The following is a 15,300-nucleotide window of genomic DNA, read 5'->3' on the forward strand; positions in this document are numbered from 1 at the left end:
ACGCTACCCATCAGCCGCGGGAGGCCCCGGACTGTTCCCGGGTGGCAGCACCAGCTCCCCGACCACCTCCCCGAACAGCTCCGCACCGGTCGGCCGGAAGCCCAGCCGCAGGTAGAAGCCCTCGGGGCCGTGCGGGTGCCGTTCCCACAGCACGGTGATCCGGTCGTTCCCGCGGCGCCGGGCCTCCTCGACCACCGCCTGGACGGCGAACCGGCCGACGCCCAGCCCCTGGGCGTCGGCGGCCACGTTGAGCCGCCAGATGCCGCAGCGGAACGCCTCGATCTCGTTGTCCGGGTCGAACGCCGCCATGACGAAGCCGAGCACCTCGTCGTCGGCACCGACCACCAGCCGGGGCCAGGCGACGTCCGGGCTGGCGTAGGCCTCGGCCAGCGAGACGGCGACGGGTGCCACGACGCCCTCCTGCTCCGGTCTCATCCGCAACCGGCAGGCGGCGTCGACGTTGTCCGGCGTGACGGTGGCCAGGCGCAGCTCCATGCCGGGAGGATGCCGCACCGGTCCGACGGTCCAGGCCGGCCAGCCCTACAGTCCTACTTCAGACCAGGTAGAGGACGCCGGCCACCGACGACAGCAGCGCCGCGACCAGCAAGACGACAGCGAAGGCGACCTGCGGGCCGGTACGCCCCTGGGTGTCGGAGTCGGCCTTGAAGATGCTGTACGAGCCGCCGAGCAGGAACCCGCCGATGACGAGCAGTGCGACCCCGAAGGTCACAGAGCTCCCTTCGTGGAGGGCACGTCGGGAACCCGCGGGTCCAGCGCGACGGCGGTGCGCAGCGCCCGGGCCAGGGCCTTGAACTGCCCCTCGACGATGTGGTGGGCGTCGCGGCCGGCGTAGAGCACCCGCACGTGCAGGCTGATCCGCGCGTTGAACGCGAAGGACTCGAGCACGTGCTTGGTCAGCGAGGTCGGGTAGTCCGGCCCGATCATCGGCGTCATGCCCTCGGGCTCGGCGTGCACGAAGTACGGCCGGCCGGACAGGTCGACGGCGGCCTGCACCAGCACCTCGTCCATCGGGATGGTGGCGTCGCCGTAGCGGGTGATGCCGCGCTTGTCGCCGAGCGCCTCGGCGAAGGCGTGCCCCAGCGCGATCGCGACGTCCTCGACGGTGTGGTGGGCGTCGATGTGCAGGTCGCCGTCGGCGTGCACGGTCAGGTCGATCCCGCTGTGCTTGGACAGTGCGGTGAGCATGTGGTCGTAGAAGCCGACCCCGGTGGCGACGTCGGCCTTGCCGGTGCCGTCGAGGTCGACCTCGACGACCAGCTTGGTCTCGTTGGTCGCCCGCTCGACGCGTGCGGTGCGGTGCCCAGACAGAGCGGTCATGACGGTGATCCTCCCAGGCCCGGTGCCGGCGTCCCAGCCACCTCACCCAGCGCGGCGAGGAACGCATCGGTCTCCTCGGTCGTGCCGGCGGTCACCCGGAGCCAGCCGGGCAGTCCGACGTCGCGCACCAGCACGCCGCGGTCCAGCAGCGCCTGCCAGGTGGTGGCGGCGTCGGCGAAGCAGCCGAACAGCACGAAGTTCGCGTCGCTGGGCACGCTGGTCAGCCCCAGCCCGGGCAGCGCGGCGACGATCCGGTCGCGTTCGGCCTTGACCGCGTCGACGGTCGCGAGCAGCTGCTCGGTGTGCGCCAGGGCGGTGCGCGCGGCGGCCTGGGTCAGCGAGCTGAGGTGGTAGGGCAGCCGCACGAGCTGGAGCGCGTCGACCACCGCGGGGTCCGCGGCCAGGTAGCCCAGCCGCAGCCCGGCCATGCCGAAGGCCTTGCTCATCGTCCGGCTGACGACCAACCGCGGGCGCCCGGGCAGCAGGGTCAGCGCCGACGGCGTGCCCGGCCGGGCGAACTCGGCGTACGCCTCGTCGACGACCAGCACGCCGGCGGTTGCCTCGTACAGCGCGGCGATCGTGTCGAGCTCGACCGCGGTGCCGGTCGGGTTGTTCGGGCTGGTCACGAAGACGACGTCGGGCTGCACCTCGCCCACCTGCGCGGTGGCCTTCTCGCGGTCGATGGTGAAGTCGTCCCGGCGGTGGCCGTCGACCCAGGAGGTGCCGGTGCCGGCGCTGATGATCGGGTGCATCGAGTACGACGGGGTGAAGCCCAGCGCGGTGCGCCCGGCGCCGCCGAAGGTCTGCAGCACCTGCTGGAGCACCTCGTTGGACCCGTTCGCGGCCCAGACCTGCTCCGGCGCGACCGGCTCACCGCTGCTGCGGGACAGGTACGCCGCCAGGTCCCGGCGCAGCGCCGTGGCGTCGCGGTCGGGGTAGCGGTTGAGCCCGGCCGCGGCGTCGGCGAGCGCCACCTGCAGGTCGGCGAGCAGCGCCGGCGGCAGCGGGTGCGGGTTCTCGTTGGTGTTGAGCGCGTACCGGACCGCCAGCTGCGGGGCACCGTAGGGCGTGCGGCCACGCAGCTCCGGCCGCAGCGGGAGCTCCTCCAGGCGGGTCCTGCGCGGCGCGGTCATGCGCGCTGCCGGGCCCGGACGGCGGCGGCGTGCGCCGGCAGGTCCTCGGCGTTCGCCAGGGCGTCGACGTGCCCGGCGACCTCGGCGAGTGCCTGCTCGTCGTACTCCACGACGTGGATGCCGCGCAGGAACGACTGCACGCTCAACCCGCTGGAGTGCCGGGCGCACCCGCCGGTGGGCAGCACGTGGTTGGAGCCGGCGATGTAGTCGCCCAGCGAGACCGGCGCCCAGGGGCCGACGAAGACGGCGCCGGCGTTGCGCACCCGCATGGCCACCTCCCGCGCGTCCCGGGTCTGGATCTCCAGGTGCTCGGCGGCGTAGGCGTCGACGACGGCCAGGCCGGCGTCCACGTCGTCGACCAGGACGACGCCGGACTGGGTGCCGCCCAGCGCGGTGAGGATGCGGTCGCTGTGCTTGGTGGCGGCGACCTGCCCGGGCACCAGGTCCAGCACCGCGTCGGCGAGCTGCTCGCTGGTGGTCACCAGCACCGCGCCGGCCAGCGGGTCGTGCTCGGCCTGGCTGATCAGGTCCGCGGCCACGTGCACGGGGTCGGCGGTGTCGTCGGCCAGCACGGCCACCTCGGTCGGCCCGGCCTCCGAGTCGATCCCGATCAGGCCGCGGAGCAGCCGCTTGGCCGCGGTCGTGTAGACGTTGCCGGGGCCGGTGACCAGGTCCACCGGGACGCACGGCCCGGCGCCGTAGCCGAACACGGCGATGGCCTGCGCCCCGCCGACGGCGTAGACCTCGGTGACGCCGAGCAGCGCGCAGGCGGCCAGCACACCCGGGTCGGGCAGCCCGCCGTTGTCCCGCTGCGGAGGGCTGGCGACGGCGATGGACTCGACCCCGGCCAGCTGCGCGGGGACGACGTTCATCACCACGGAGCTCAGCAGCGGCGCGAGGCCGCCCGGCACGTAGAGGCCGACCCGCCGGACCGGCACCCACCGCTCGGTGACCCGGCCACCGCGGACCACGTCGGTGGTCACGTCGGTGCGGCGCTGGTCGGCGTGCACCCTGCGGACGCGGGCGATCGACTCCTCGAGGGCGGCGCGCACCGCCGGGTCGATGGTGGCCAGCGCCTCGTCGAGCGCGGCCTGGGTCACGGCGATCTCCGGGACGTCGACGCCGTCGAGCCGGGCGGTGATCTCGCGGACCGCCTGCGCGCCGCGGAGCCGGACGTCCTCGCAGATCGGGCGGACGACGGCCAGCACCGAGTCGATGTCGGTGGCGGCCCGGGGCAGCAGCTGCGCGAGCTCACGCGGCCCGGGCAGCGCGGACCCTCGCAGGTCGATGCGGGACAGCACGGAGCACCTCCGGGTACGAGCGGGAGAACACCCCACGGTAGACGCCCGGGTGGTCCGCCCTCGCTGCCCGTAGGCTCCCGGCGTGGGCGAGGCGGAGAGAACCGGTGGTCAGGAGGTCATCCCGCTGTTCCCGCTGGAGACCCCGCTGTTCCCGGGGGTCGTGCTCCCGCTGCACGTCTTCGAGCCGCGCTACCGCCGGCTGGTGGCCGACCTCACCGCCATCCCCGACGGCGCCCAGCGCCGGTTCGGGGTGGTCGCGATCCGGCAGGGCTGGGAGGTCGAGCACGTCGCGCCCGCCGAGGCGCTCTACGACGTGGGCTGCACCGCGGCGCTGCGGATGGTCGCTCCGCAGCGGGACGGCGGTTACCGGGTGGCGGCGGTGGGCGCCGACCGGTTCCGGCTGCTCGACGTGCTGCTGCCGACCCGGGGCGCAGAGGACGACGAGGTCGGCGAACCGCCCTACCTGCGGGGGCTGGTCGAGTGGCTCGCCGAGGAGGAGGCCGCCGAGGAGGCGGCCGGGGACGTCGACGGGCTGACCGGCGCCGGGACCACGGCCGGGGTGGTCCCCGACGACGTGGCGAGCGACGTGGCCCAGGGTTCCCTCGGCCTGCTCGCCGAGAACGTGCGCGACCTGTTCGCCCGGTACGTGGCCGACGTGGCCGTGCGCCAGAGCGGTGCCCCGGAGGGGCTGCCCGACGAGGTGCTCGACGCGCTCTCCCCCGACGACCTGCCCGACGACGACGCCGCCGGTGAGGTGGCGGCCACGGCGGCGCTGCTGCGCGAGGTGAGCGACGACGCCCGCGGGCTGTCCTACCTGGTCGCGTCCTCGGCGCTGCTCACCACCGAGGACCGGCAGGCGCTGCTGGCCGAGTCCGCCACCCGCCGGCGACTGGCTCTGGAGTCCCGGCTGCTGCGGCGTGAGCTGACCCTGCTCCGCGCGCTGGGCGCGGTGCCGGTCCCGCTCCGGGAGTTCGCCACCCCGATGACCGCCAACTGACGAAGGACCTCCTCGCCCCTGGCCCCGTCCCGAGGCTCGCCCCGAGCGCGCGAGGGATGAGGAGGACGGGGTCCTCCCACTCGCGGCGGGCCCCTGCGAGGGGGCCGTTCAGGCGCGGGTCACGGGCGGCGGGACCGGCGGGAGCGGGGGTCGGCGCGGGAGGTCGGCCGGCTCGTCCTCGGTGCGGCCCAGGTCGTCGCGGGAGGTCAGCGCGGTGGCCACCAGGTAGATGAGGACGGCGACGAACGGCCCGACCGCCAGGGCTGCGGTGGCGCCGAGGGAGAGCGCGGTGGTGACCGTCCGGCCGACGTCGGCCAGCTCGGCCTTGGTCGGACCCGGTCCGGCCCACTGACCGAGCTGCCAGGCCACGACCCCCGCCGCCAGCATCCCGGTGGCCAGCGCGACCAGGGTCAGCGCCCCGCGGCGCCGCCGGCGCAGCCAGACCGCCAGCCCCGCCACCAGCCCCAGCGCGGCCAGGATGCACACGAACACCCCGTCGTCGGCCATGAAGAGCTCCGCGGACGGCGCCCGGCCGATGGGCTCGACGTCGTTCGCGGTGACCCGGTAGTCCGCCCGCGGGGCGAGCCAGGTCCACACCCCGCCGGCGAGCAGCCCGGCAACGGCCAGCGCGAGCACGGTGAGCAGCGCGCTGCGCAGGTCCTGGCGGCTGCCCCGCAGCCCAGGCACCCCGGCCCGCCGGGCCGGCTGCCACTGCGCCACCGGCCCGGTCGACACCGCCGGCGCGGGCGGGAACGGTGCCGCCGGGCCGGGCGGTCGTGCGTCGGTCACCGGCCCAGTGTCGCTGGCCCGGCTGTGCAACCGGCAACCACCCGACCCGCAGGCAGCGTGCCCACCGCCCGGCCCCTCTGCAGCGTCCCGCCGCGAACTCGCGCGTGGCGGGGGGCAGAGGGGCCCTTCGTCACAGCAGGGCGACGCTGGTGGGGCCGAGCAGCGCCTTGATGTCGCCCATCAGCGCGGTGCTCGGCCGGACCCGCAGGCCCTGGTCCAGCCGGAGCACGGTCTCCCGGCCGCCGTTGAGCAGCTTCAGCTGCACCTCGGTGGTGCCCGGGTGGCTGCCCAGCACCTCGCGCAGCCGCTCCACGACCGGCGGCGTGCACCGGGCGGCGGGCAGCGAGACCAGCACCGGTCCGCGGGGCCCCTCCGTCAGCTCGGGGACGGTGACCTCGGAGGCGAACAGCGACGGGGTGTCGTCCCGGCGGCTGATCCGCCCCTTGACCACGATGATCTGGTCCCGGACGACCTTCTCCGAGACCTCCGCCCAGGTCTTGGGGAAGAACAGCACCTCCAGGCCCGCCTCGAGGTCCTCGAGCGTGGCGATCGCCCACGGGGCGCCCTGCTTGTTGGTGCGCGGCCCGACCGCGGTGAGGATGCCGGCGATGGTCACGTTCGCGCCGTCCTCGACTCCCCCGGCGAGGATCTCGGCCAGCGCGGTGTCCGCGTGCGAGGTGAGCACGTGCTCGACGCCGTGCAGCGGGTGGTCGGACACGTACAGGCCGAGCATGTCGCGCTCGAAGACCAACCGCTCGGACTTCGACCAGTCCGCGGTCGGGATCGGGATGTTCAGGGCGGCGTTCAGCGGGTCGCCGAGCCCACCATCGCCGTCCTCGTCACCGAAGCTGCCGAACAGGTCGAACTGTCCCTCGGCCTCCTTGCGCTTGAGGCTCATCGCGGAGTCGACGGCCTGCGCGTGGATCGCGGCGATGCCCTGCCGGGAGTGGCCGAGGGAGTCGAAGCCGCCGGCCTTGGCCAGGGACTCGATGACCTTCTTGTTGCAGGCCACGGTGTCGATCTTGCGCATGAAGTCGGCGAAGTCCTTGAACGGGCCCTTCTCCTCACGCGCCTTGACGATCGAGGCGACGACGTTGTGCCCGACGTTGCGCACCGAGGCCATCCCGAACCGGATGTCCCCGCCGACGGCGGTGAAGTCCCAGGAGGACTCGTTGACGTCCGGCGGCAGCACCTTGATGCCCATCCGGCGGCACTCGGCCAGGTAGACCGGCCGGCGTTCCTTGTCGTCCTGGACGCTGGTGAGCAACCCGGCCATGTACTCGGCCGGGTAGTTGGCCTTGAGGTAGGCCGTCCAGTAGGAGACCAGCCCGTAGGCGGCCGAGTGCGCCTTGTTGAAGGCGTAGTCGGCGAACGGCACCAGGATGTCCCACAGCGTCTTCACCGCCGCGGCGGAGAAGCCGTTGGCCTTCATCCCGGCCTCGAAGCCGACGTACTCGGCGTCCAGGACCGACTTCTTCTTCTTGCCCATCGCCCGGCGCAGCAGGTCGGCCTTGCCGAGGGAGTACCCGGCGACCTTCTGCGCGATCGACATGACCTGCTCCTGGTACACGATCAGGCCGTAGGTGCCGCCCAGGATCTCCGCGAGCGGCTCGGCCAGCTCCGGGTGGATGGGCGTGATCTCCTGCTGGCCGTTCTTGCGCAGTGCGTAGTTGGTGTGCGAGTTCGCGCCCATCGGGCCCGGCCGGTAGAGCGCGCCGACCGCGGAGATGTCCTCGAAGTTGTCCGGGCGCATCAACCGCAGCAGCGAGCGCATCGGGCCGCCGTCGAACTGGAAGACGCCGAGGGTCTCGCCCCGGGCCAGCAACGCGTAGGTCGCCGGGTCGGTGAGGTCCTTGCTGATCTCGTCGAGGTCGACCGGCGCCTTGCCGTTGATGACGATGTTGCGCAGCGCGTCGTCGATGACGGTGAGGTTGCGCAGGCCCAGGAAGTCCATCTTGAGCAGGCCGAGCGTCTCGCAGGTCGGGTAGTCGAACTGCGTGATGATCGCGCCGTCGGCCTCGCGCCGCATGATCGGGATGCTGTCGATCAGCGGGTACCGGCCGATGATCACGCCGGCCGCGTGCACGCCCCACTGCCGCTTCAGGCCCTCGAGCTTGCGCGCCTGGTCGACGACCTCGGCCGCGCCCGGGTCGGACTCGTAGCGGGCCCGGAACTCGGCGGCCTCCTTGTAGCGGTCGTGCTTGGGATCGAAGATCCCCGACAGCGGGATGTCCTTGCCCATCACGCCCGGGGGCATGAGCTTGGTCAGCTCGTCGCCCACCGAGTAGGGGCGGTCGAGCACCCGGGCGGCGTCCTTGATCGCGGCCTTGGCCTTGATCGTGCCGTAGGTGACGATCTGGCTGACCCGCTCCTCGCCGTACTTCTGCGAGACGTACTGGATGACCTCGCCGCGGCGGCGGTCGTCGAAGTCGATGTCGACGTCGGGCATGGACACGCGCTCGGGGTTGAGGAACCGCTCGAAGAACAACCCGTGTGCCAGCGGGTCGAGGTCGGTGATGCCCATGACGTAGGCGGCCATCGAACCGGCGGCGGAGCCGCGGCCGGGGCCGACCCGGATGCCGTTGTCCTTGGCCCAGTTGATGAAGTCGGCGACCACGAGGAAGTACCCCGGGAAGCCCATCTGGACGATGATCCCGACCTCGTAGTCGGCCTGCTTGCGCACCTTGTCGGGGATGCCACCGGGGTAGCGCTTGTGCAGCCCGAGCTCGACCTCCTTGATGAACCAGGAGGTCTCGTCCTCGCCCTCGGGCAGCGGGAACCGGGGCATGAGGTCGGCGCCCTCGGTGAACGTGACCTCACACTGCTCGGCGATCAGCAGCGTGTTGTCGCAGGCCTCGGGGTGCTCGCGGAACAGCGCCCGCATCTCGGCGGCGGACTTGAGGTAGTAGCCGTCGCCGTTGAACTTGAAGCGGTTGGTCTCGTTGAGCCGGGAGCCGGTCTGGATGCACAGCAGGGCGTCGTGCGCCTGCGCGTCCTCGCGGTGGGTGTAGTGCAGGTCGTTGGTGCCCAGCAGCGGGATGCCGAGGTCCGTGGCGATCTCCAGCAGCGCGGGCTTGGTCTTCTTCTCGATGGACAGCCCGTGGTCCATGATCTCGGCGTAGAAGTTCTCCCGCCCGAAGATGTCCTGGAAGTCCGCCGCCGCCTGCCGGGCCCTGTCCACCTTGCCGGCGCGCAGCCACATGTTGACCTCACCGGACGGGCAGCCGGTGGTGGCGATCAGGCCCTTCCCGTAGCGCTCCAGCAGGTCGCGGTCGAAGCGCGGCTTGCGGTACTGGCCCTCCAGGCTGGCCAGCGAGGAGATCCGGAAGAGGTTGTGCATCCCCTCGGTGGTCTTGGCCAGCAGCGTCATGTGCGTGTAGGCGGCCTTGCCGCGGTTGTTGCCCCCGTCGCCCTCCTCGTCGATCAGCTTGTCGCCGAAGTCGAACGGGGCGCGGTCGAACCGGGAGCCGGGCGTGTAGTACCCCTCCATGCCGATGATCGGCTTGACCCCGGCGGCGTTGGCCTGCTTGTAGAAGTCGTAGGCGCCGAACACGTTGCCGTGGTCGGTCATCGCCAGCGCCGGCATCCCCTCGGCAGCGGCGGCCTTGGTGACCTCACCGAGCTTGGCCGCCCCGTCGAGCATCGAGTACTCGGTGTGCACGTGCAGGTGCACGAAGTTCTCTGGAGCCGGGGTGCTCATGGTGCGGGGTGCTCCTCACGGGTCGTGCGGCCGGCTGTGCACCGACAGGTGCGCAGGGGCGGCAGGTGCTGGGTGACCGGCGGGGAAGGCCGTTCGAGGTCGAGCTGGCACTACGGGTGGCACTGCCGGGGCACTGCCCTCACCACGGGCGGTGTCGTCCGGGGTGGGGGCCGTTCGCGGTGTCCCGATCCTCGCACCTCCGGAGGTCTACCCGAAGGGTCTGACGGAACGTGTCCCGCGATCCCGACCACCCGGTCACGCACCGCGCGGCGGGCTCCTGCCGAGGCCGGGATCAGAGCCGACGGACCATCGTCACATGGGCGATCCCGGCCTCCTCGTACTGGTCGCCCACGACCCGGTACCCCGCCCGCTCGTAGAACCGCCGGGCGGTGACCTGCGCGTGCAGCTCGACCTCGGTCTGACCTCGGGCAGCCGCCTCGCGGTGCAGCACGGCGAGCACCGCGGCGCCGTGGCCGCGGCGCCGCACCGCCGGGTCGGCGGCCATCCGTCCGATCACCGCGCGTCCCGGGCCGGCCGCGTCGAGCAGCAGCCGGCCGGTGGCCAGCACCCGCCCGGCCACGTCCCCGGAGCGGCCACGGCTGAGCGCGTGCACCGCCGTGGCGTCGGCGTCGTCCCGTTCCAGCTCGGCGGGGACGCCCTGCTCGACCACGAACACCCGGTGCCGCAGCTCGGCGACCTCCGGCCAGTCGGCGGCGGTGGCGGTCGTCGCGGTCGGCCCGGCCGGCTCGCTCACGCGACCGCCCTCGGCAGCGCGGACGACGGGACGAGCAGGAACCGCAGGTCGATGGCGGCGTGCAGCAGCACCGGCAGCAGCAACGACCCGGTGGCGAGGTACACCCCGGCGAGCACCGCACCGAGCACGCCGGTGGTGAGGACCCCGGACAGGCCCTGGTAGGCGTGCGCCAGACCGAACCCGACGCCGGCCACCAGCACCAGCCCCGCGGTGGGCAGCGCCGGGAGGAGCGCGCCGACGACGGCGAGGAAGAACCCGCGGTACAGCCACTCCTCGCACACCCCCGCCGTCACCCCGACCAGCGCGAACAGGTGCCGCTCCGACCGGCTGCGCGGCAGCAGCGCCAGGGTCGCGTGTCCCGGGGGCTCGGCGTGCCGGGCCTCCCCGGGGCGGGTGCGGCGGAGCACCTCCGGCGGCGGACCGGCCAGCGCCCCCGAGCGCAGCGCCCGGGTGGACACCAGCACGAGGAGCAGCAGCGCCGCCACGGCCAGCCAGCTCAGCACGCCCGGCCAGCGCTGCGGCAGCACCAGCCCGACCTGCGCGGCCCCGACGTCGGACGCGGAGACCCAGACGACCAGGCCGACCAGGGCCAGCCCCCACTCCAGCACCAGCAGCCGGCGGTAGAAGGAGCGCCGGGCCGCCGGGTCGGTGCGCAGCCGGCCCTCGAACCGGCGGTGCAGCACGTAGCCGACGACCGGCTCCCCCACCACCAGGTAGGCGGCGATCACCGCCGCCGACAGCCGCGCCGGACCGAAGTCGGCCAAGGCCGTGGGCAGGTCGGTCACCGCCGCAGCTCAGTTCTCGGCGCGCAGCACAGCGAGGGCACCGGCCAGGTCGGCCGGGTAGTCGCTGGTGAACTCCACCCAGCGCCCGTCGGCGGGGTGGGCGAAGCCGAGCCGGACGGCGTGCAGCCACTGCCGGGTGACGCCGAGCCGTTCAGCCAGCGTCGGGTCGGCGCCGTAGGCCATGTCGCCGACGCAGGGGTGCCGCAGCGCGGAGAAGTGCACCCGGATCTGGTGGGTGCGCCCGGTCTCCAGGTGGACGTCGACCAGGCTCGCCGCCGGGAACGCCTCCGTCACCTCGTAGTGGGTGACCGAGGGGCGGCCGCCGGAGACGACGGCGAAGCGCCAGTCGTGCTTGGGGTGCCGGTCGATCGGCGCGTCGATCGTGCCCTTCGACGGGTCCGGGTGCCCCTGCACCAGGGCGTGGTAGCCCTTGTCGACCGTGCGCTCCTTGAACGCGGCCTTGAGCAGCGTGTACGCCCGCTCGCTCTTGGCGACCACCATCAGCCCGGTGGTCGCGGCGTCGAGCCGGTGGACGATGCCCTGCCGCTCGGCCGCGCCGCTGGTGGAGATGCGGTAGCCGGCCGCGGCCAGGCCGCCGGTGACGGTCGGACCGTCCCAGCCGGGGCTCCCGTGGGCCGCGACACCGACGGGCTTGTCCACGACCACGACGTCGTCGTCGTCGTGGACCACTCGCAGCCCGGCCACCGGCTGTGGGGCGACCGGCTCACCCGGTGGGGGCGGCAGCTCGACCTCCAGCCAGCTGCCGCCGGTCAGCCGGTCGCCCTTGCCGCGGGCCCGGCCGTCGACCAGCACGTGCCCGGCGTCGGCGAGGTCGGCGGCCACGGCGCGGGAGATCCCGAAGAGCCGGGTGAGTGCCTGGTCGACGCGCTGCCCCTCGAGCCCGTCGGGCACCGGCAGCGAGCGGAGCTCGCCGGGGCGGCCGCCGGAGGTGGTCGGGCCGGGACTGCTCATCACCTGTCCATTGTGACGGGTGTGGCCCACGGGGCCGGCTGCGCCGGGCCGGGCCCGGCTACTCGCCGACGCCGGCGCTGTCGTTGGCGTCGGCCTCGCGGCTGCCGCTGCTGCGTCCGCCGTCGAACTCGACGCCGCGGAAGGCCAGCACCGCGCCGAGCACGCCACCGCAGACGATCGCCGAGTCCGCGACGTTGAAGATCGGCCACACCTGGCCGTAGGGGTCGAACAGCGAGACGAAGTCGACGACGCCACCGCGCAGGAAGCCGGGGTCCCGGAAGACGCGGTCCAGCAGGTTGCCCACCGCCCCGCCGAGCACCAGCGCCAGGGCCACCGCCCAACCGGTGGAGAACAACCGCCGGGCACTGCGCACGATGACCACCACGACCGCGACGGCGATCAGCGTGAAGACCACGGTCGCGCCCTCGGCGAAGGAGAACGCGGCGCCGGTGTTGCGCGCCTCGGTGAGGTAGACCGCGCCGCCGAGCAGCCGCAGCGGCTCGCGGTCGGACAGGGTGGCGACGACGAGCAGCTTGCTGGCCACGTCGAGGGCCAGCACGACAGCCGCCAGTCCCAGCAGCAGCCGGGCCCGCGACCGGCGGGGGCGCACCGGGGGATCGGCTTGCTCGGTCACCGCGCCGTCCTCCTGCTCGTGCGGCCGGTCGGCCACGTCGGGCACGACGATAGCCGTGGCCACCCGCCTGCCCGACCGGCCGTCCTGCGGTACGGCCGCGCGACGGGCACCCTCGACCTGTGACCCATCTCATCACCCCAGAACGGAGGTCGACCGCCGTTCGGCGCGTGCCGACCCGGAGACGGGACGACGATGGTGCCCAGACGTTCCGAGTGCACGGAGGCAGATCTTGACCACGGGTGGTCCTTCCAACCCCGACGTAGTCCTCGTCGGTGGCGGCATCATGAGCGCGACGCTGGCCGCACTGCTGGGCATCGTCGCACCGGACTGGACCGTCGAGGTGTTCGAGTCCGGCTCCGCGGTGGCCGAGGAGAGCTCCGGCCCGTGGAACAACGCCGGTACCGGGCACTCCGCGCTCTGCGAGCTCAACTACACCCCGGCCCGTCCCGACGGCACCGTCGACCCGGCGAAGGCCGTGGGCATCAACGAGCAGTTCCAGGTCTCGCGGCAGTTCTGGTCGCACCTGGTGCGGGCCGGCCTCACCGACTCGCCGAAGACCTTCATCACCTCGGTGCCGCACATCAGCTTCGTCACCGGCGACGACGGCCACAGCTACATGCGCAACCGCTACGAGGCGCTGGCCCCGCAGCCGCTCTTCGCCGGCCTGGAGTACTCCGACGACCCCGCCGAGCTCGACTCCTGGGTGCCGCTGATGATGGCGGACCGGTCGAAGAAGGAACCCGTCGCCGCGACCCGGTCGCTGGCCGGCACCGACGTCAACTTCGGCGCGCTGACCCGGCTGCTGCTCGACAACGCTGTTCGCCGCGGCGTGCAGCTGCACCTGCAGCACCGGGTGCTGAAGGTGCGCCGGGAGAGCAACGGCCGCTGGGCCACGACCGTCCGCGACCTCGCCACCGGCAAGCGGCGCACCGTGCGCAGCCGGTTCCTCTTCGTCGGGGCCGGCGGCGGCGCGCTGCCGCTGCTGCAGGGCGCCGGGATCCCGGAGATCCGGGGCTTCGGCGGGTTCCCGGTCAGCGGCCAGTTCCTGCGCACCCGCAACCCGCAGTTGGTCGCGCAGCACCAGGCGAAGGTCTACGGCCAGGCGAAGGTGGGTGCCCCGCCGATGTCGGTGCCGCACCTGGACCTGCGGCTGATCGACGGCGAGCAGGCGCTGCTGTTCGGCCCCTATGCCGGCTTCTCCCCCAAGTTCCTCAAGTCCGGGTCGCTGTGGGACCTGCCGCGCTCGGTGCGGGCGGGCAACCTCGGCTCGATGCTGGGCGCCGGCTGGGCGAACATCCCGCTGACCCGGTACCTGATCGGTCAGGTGCTGCAGTCGGAGAAGTCCCGCTTCCGGGCGCTGGAGGAGTTCGTGCCGACCGCCGAGCACGGCGACTGGGAGCTCATCACCGCCGGCCAGCGGGTCCAGGTGATCAAGCAGGACACCGCCGGCCGCGGCGTGCTGCAGTTCGGCACCGAGCTCATCGTCGGCGCCGACGGGACCGTCGCCGGGCTGCTCGGCGCCTCGCCGGGCGCCTCCACGGCCACCTCGGCGATGCTCACGCTGCTCGAGCGCTGCTTCCCCGACCGGATCGAGGCCTGGCTCCCGCTGCTCCAGGAGGCGATCCCCTCCTACGGCCACACGCTGTCCGAGGAGCCGGAGCTGCTCGCGCGGGTCATGGCCGACACGACCAGGACCCTCGAGCTCCACGGGTGAGCGGAGGATGAGCCGCCGATTCGTCGGTCGAGCCGCGTCGTGATGGGGCTCCAGCGGCGGTGAGGCGGCTCAACTTGGGCACTCCGCTCAGTCCGTCTCGGAGGGGCTTCCGGCCTCGCCGCGCCAGGTGGCGAGCCGGCCGGCCCGGCTGACCGCGCGCAGTCGGCGCTCGGCCTCGGCCCGGGAGCCGCGTGCGGAGACCAGCAGCGCCTGGTCACCCCGCATCAGCCGGGTCTCCCGGTCGGGCACGAAGGGCCGCCCGTCCCGGACGACGAGCACCACCGCGGCGTCCTCGGGCAACCGCAGCTCGGGCAGGTAGACGCCGTGCAGCCGGGACGTGTCCGGCACCCGCAGCTGCATCAGCTCCGCACCCAGCTCGTCCAGCGGCGCGGACTCCACGTCGATGTCCCGCGGGGTCACCGGGGTGGCGATCCGCAACAGCCGGGCCATCGCGGGCAGCGACCAGCCCTGCACCACGGTGAAGACGACGACCAGCACGAACACGGTGTCGAAGACCTGGGTGGCGCCGGGCACGTCCAACGCGATCGGGAAGGTGGCCAGGACGATCGGCACCGCGCCGCGCAGCCCGGCCCAGGCGATGAACGCCTGCTGGGAGACGGGCACCCGGAACCAGACCAGGCTGGCGGCCACCGACAGCGGCCGCGCCACCAGCAGCAGCACCAGGCCGATCAGCAGGGCGGGCCCCAGGGCGTCGACCAGCCGGGACGGCGAGACGAGCAACCCGAGCAGCACGAACAACCCGATCTGGGCCAGGCTGGCCAGCCCCTCGGCGAAGCCGATCGTGCCGGCCCGGTGCGGCAGCGCGGCGTTGCCGAGCACCAGCCCGCACAGGTAGACGGCGACGAAGCCCGAGGTGTGCGCCAGGTCCGCGGTGGCGAAGGCGAGCACGCACAGCGCGAGGGTGACCAGCGGGTAGAAGCCGACCAGCGGCAACGCGAGCCGGCGCAGCAGCCACGCACCACCGAAGCCGATCCCGATGCCGATCACCGAGCCACCGGCCAGTTCGCCCACCACCTCGGCGAGCACCAGATACCAGGGGTGGGTCCCGTCGCCGGACCCACCGCTCACGCGGGCGCCCCTGCCCGGGGGCCGACGGGCCCGGTCGCCCCGACCTCCCGGGGCTCGGGCGCGCCGGGCCGCCGGCGAGCCGCGCGCTTGAGCA

General features: G+C 73.5%; 14 protein-coding genes. 2 read left to right on the forward strand and 12 right to left on the reverse strand.

Annotated elements, in window-relative coordinates; genetic code table 11:
- Positions 1–3 precede the first annotated feature (3 nt).
- Genes FHL79_RS16465 through hisD form a run of 5 tightly spaced genes read right to left on the reverse strand, consistent with a single transcriptional unit; the run spans position 4 to position 3,772 of the window.
- Positions 4–495 carry a GNAT family N-acetyltransferase gene (locus FHL79_RS16465; RefSeq protein ID WP_138759669.1) on the reverse strand — a complete coding sequence of 164 codons (492 nt, stop codon included), beginning with the start codon at positions 493–495 and terminating at the stop codon, positions 4–6.
- Positions 496–553: 58 nt separating this feature from the next.
- Positions 554–730: a hypothetical protein gene (locus FHL79_RS25155; RefSeq protein WP_171058198.1), complete on the reverse strand. Its 177-nt coding sequence runs from the start codon at positions 728–730 to the stop codon at positions 554–556.
- Positions 727–1,338, reverse strand: coding sequence for an imidazoleglycerol-phosphate dehydratase HisB (gene hisB, locus FHL79_RS16470; RefSeq protein WP_138759670.1), 612 nt, complete (start codon positions 1,336–1,338; stop codon positions 727–729). Before hisB ends, FHL79_RS25155 begins: the two co-directional genes overlap by 4 nt.
- The gene (locus FHL79_RS16475; RefSeq protein ID WP_138759671.1) at positions 1,335–2,471 is read right to left on the reverse strand and encodes a histidinol-phosphate transaminase; all 1,137 of its coding nucleotides are present in this window, start codon (positions 2,469–2,471) and stop codon (positions 1,335–1,337) included. Before FHL79_RS16475 ends, hisB begins: the two co-directional genes overlap by 4 nt.
- Positions 2,468–3,772, reverse strand: coding sequence for a histidinol dehydrogenase (hisD, locus tag FHL79_RS16480; RefSeq protein WP_138759672.1), 1,305 nt, complete (start codon positions 3,770–3,772; stop codon positions 2,468–2,470). The genes FHL79_RS16475 and hisD overlap by 4 nt, the downstream gene beginning before the upstream one ends.
- An 82-nt stretch (positions 3,773–3,854) precedes the next feature.
- Between hisD and FHL79_RS16485 the strand changes: the two genes are divergently transcribed.
- A complete protein-coding gene (locus FHL79_RS16485) occupies positions 3,855–4,769 on the forward strand; it encodes an LON peptidase substrate-binding domain-containing protein (RefSeq protein WP_138759673.1) in 915 nt (304 codons plus the stop codon).
- Positions 4,770–4,877: 108 nt separating this feature from the next.
- On the opposite strand, the gene FHL79_RS16490 is transcribed toward FHL79_RS16485, so the two are convergent.
- The 6 genes from FHL79_RS16490 to lspA all read right to left on the reverse strand — a co-directional run bounded on the left by FHL79_RS16490 (position 4,878) and on the right by lspA (position 12,466).
- On the reverse strand, positions 4,878–5,558 hold the full coding sequence (locus FHL79_RS16490; RefSeq protein WP_171058199.1) for a DUF2567 domain-containing protein: 681 nt from the start codon (positions 5,556–5,558) through the stop codon (positions 4,878–4,880).
- Positions 5,559–5,688: 130 nt separating this feature from the next.
- A complete protein-coding gene (gene dnaE / locus FHL79_RS16495; RefSeq protein WP_138759675.1) occupies positions 5,689–9,258 on the reverse strand; it encodes a DNA polymerase III subunit alpha in 3,570 nt (1,189 codons plus the stop codon).
- A gap of 292 nt (positions 9,259–9,550) precedes the next feature.
- Complete coding sequence (locus tag FHL79_RS16505) at positions 9,551–10,012, reverse strand: GNAT family N-acetyltransferase (RefSeq protein WP_138759676.1); 462 nt, start codon at positions 10,010–10,012, stop codon at positions 9,551–9,553.
- Positions 10,009–10,797: a CPBP family intramembrane glutamic endopeptidase gene (locus FHL79_RS16510; protein WP_138759677.1), complete on the reverse strand. Its 789-nt coding sequence runs from the start codon at positions 10,795–10,797 to the stop codon at positions 10,009–10,011. The genes FHL79_RS16505 and FHL79_RS16510 overlap by 4 nt, the downstream gene beginning before the upstream one ends.
- A gap of 9 nt (positions 10,798–10,806) precedes the next feature.
- Positions 10,807–11,769 (reverse strand): RluA family pseudouridine synthase, encoded by a 963-nt coding sequence (locus FHL79_RS16515; RefSeq protein ID WP_138759678.1) that lies wholly within the window; start codon positions 11,767–11,769, stop codon positions 10,807–10,809.
- A gap of 58 nt (positions 11,770–11,827) precedes the next feature.
- Positions 11,828–12,466, reverse strand: coding sequence for a signal peptidase II (lspA, locus tag FHL79_RS16520; RefSeq protein WP_138759679.1), 639 nt, complete (start codon positions 12,464–12,466; stop codon positions 11,828–11,830).
- Between the two features lie 166 nt (positions 12,467–12,632).
- Between lspA and mqo the strand changes: the two genes are divergently transcribed.
- Positions 12,633–14,117: a malate dehydrogenase (quinone) gene (mqo, locus tag FHL79_RS16525; protein ID WP_218938493.1), complete on the forward strand. Its 1,485-nt coding sequence runs from the start codon at positions 12,633–12,635 to the stop codon at positions 14,115–14,117.
- A gap of 87 nt (positions 14,118–14,204) precedes the next feature.
- On the opposite strand, the gene FHL79_RS16530 is transcribed toward mqo, so the two are convergent.
- Positions 14,205–15,206 carry a potassium/proton antiporter gene (locus FHL79_RS16530; protein ID WP_246080875.1) on the reverse strand — a complete coding sequence of 334 codons (1,002 nt, stop codon included), beginning with the start codon at positions 15,204–15,206 and terminating at the stop codon, positions 14,205–14,207.
- Between the last annotated feature and the right edge of the window lie 94 nt (positions 15,207–15,300).

Source organism: Modestobacter altitudinis, from assembly GCF_005930475.1.
Taxonomy (GTDB): Bacteria; Actinomycetota; Actinomycetes; order Mycobacteriales; family Geodermatophilaceae; genus Modestobacter; species Modestobacter altitudinis.

Bases quoted from the DNA above. Each gene is read 5' to 3' on its own strand.
- FHL79_RS16465 (WP_138759669.1), bottom strand. From the start codon at position 495: ATGGAGCTGCGCCTGGCCACCGTCACGCCGGACAACGTCGACGCCGCC.
- FHL79_RS16475 (WP_138759671.1), bottom strand. From the start codon at position 2,471: ATGACCGCGCCGCGCAGGACCCGCCTGGAGGAGCTCCCGCTGCGGCCG.
- dnaE (WP_138759675.1), bottom strand. From the start codon at position 9,258: ATGAGCACCCCGGCTCCAGAGAACTTCGTGCACCTGCACGTGCACACC.
- FHL79_RS16515 (WP_138759678.1), bottom strand. From the start codon at position 11,769: ATGAGCAGTCCCGGCCCGACCACCTCCGGCGGCCGCCCCGGCGAGCTC.
- hisB (WP_138759670.1), bottom strand. From the start codon at position 1,338: ATGACCGCTCTGTCTGGGCACCGCACCGCACGCGTCGAGCGGGCGACC.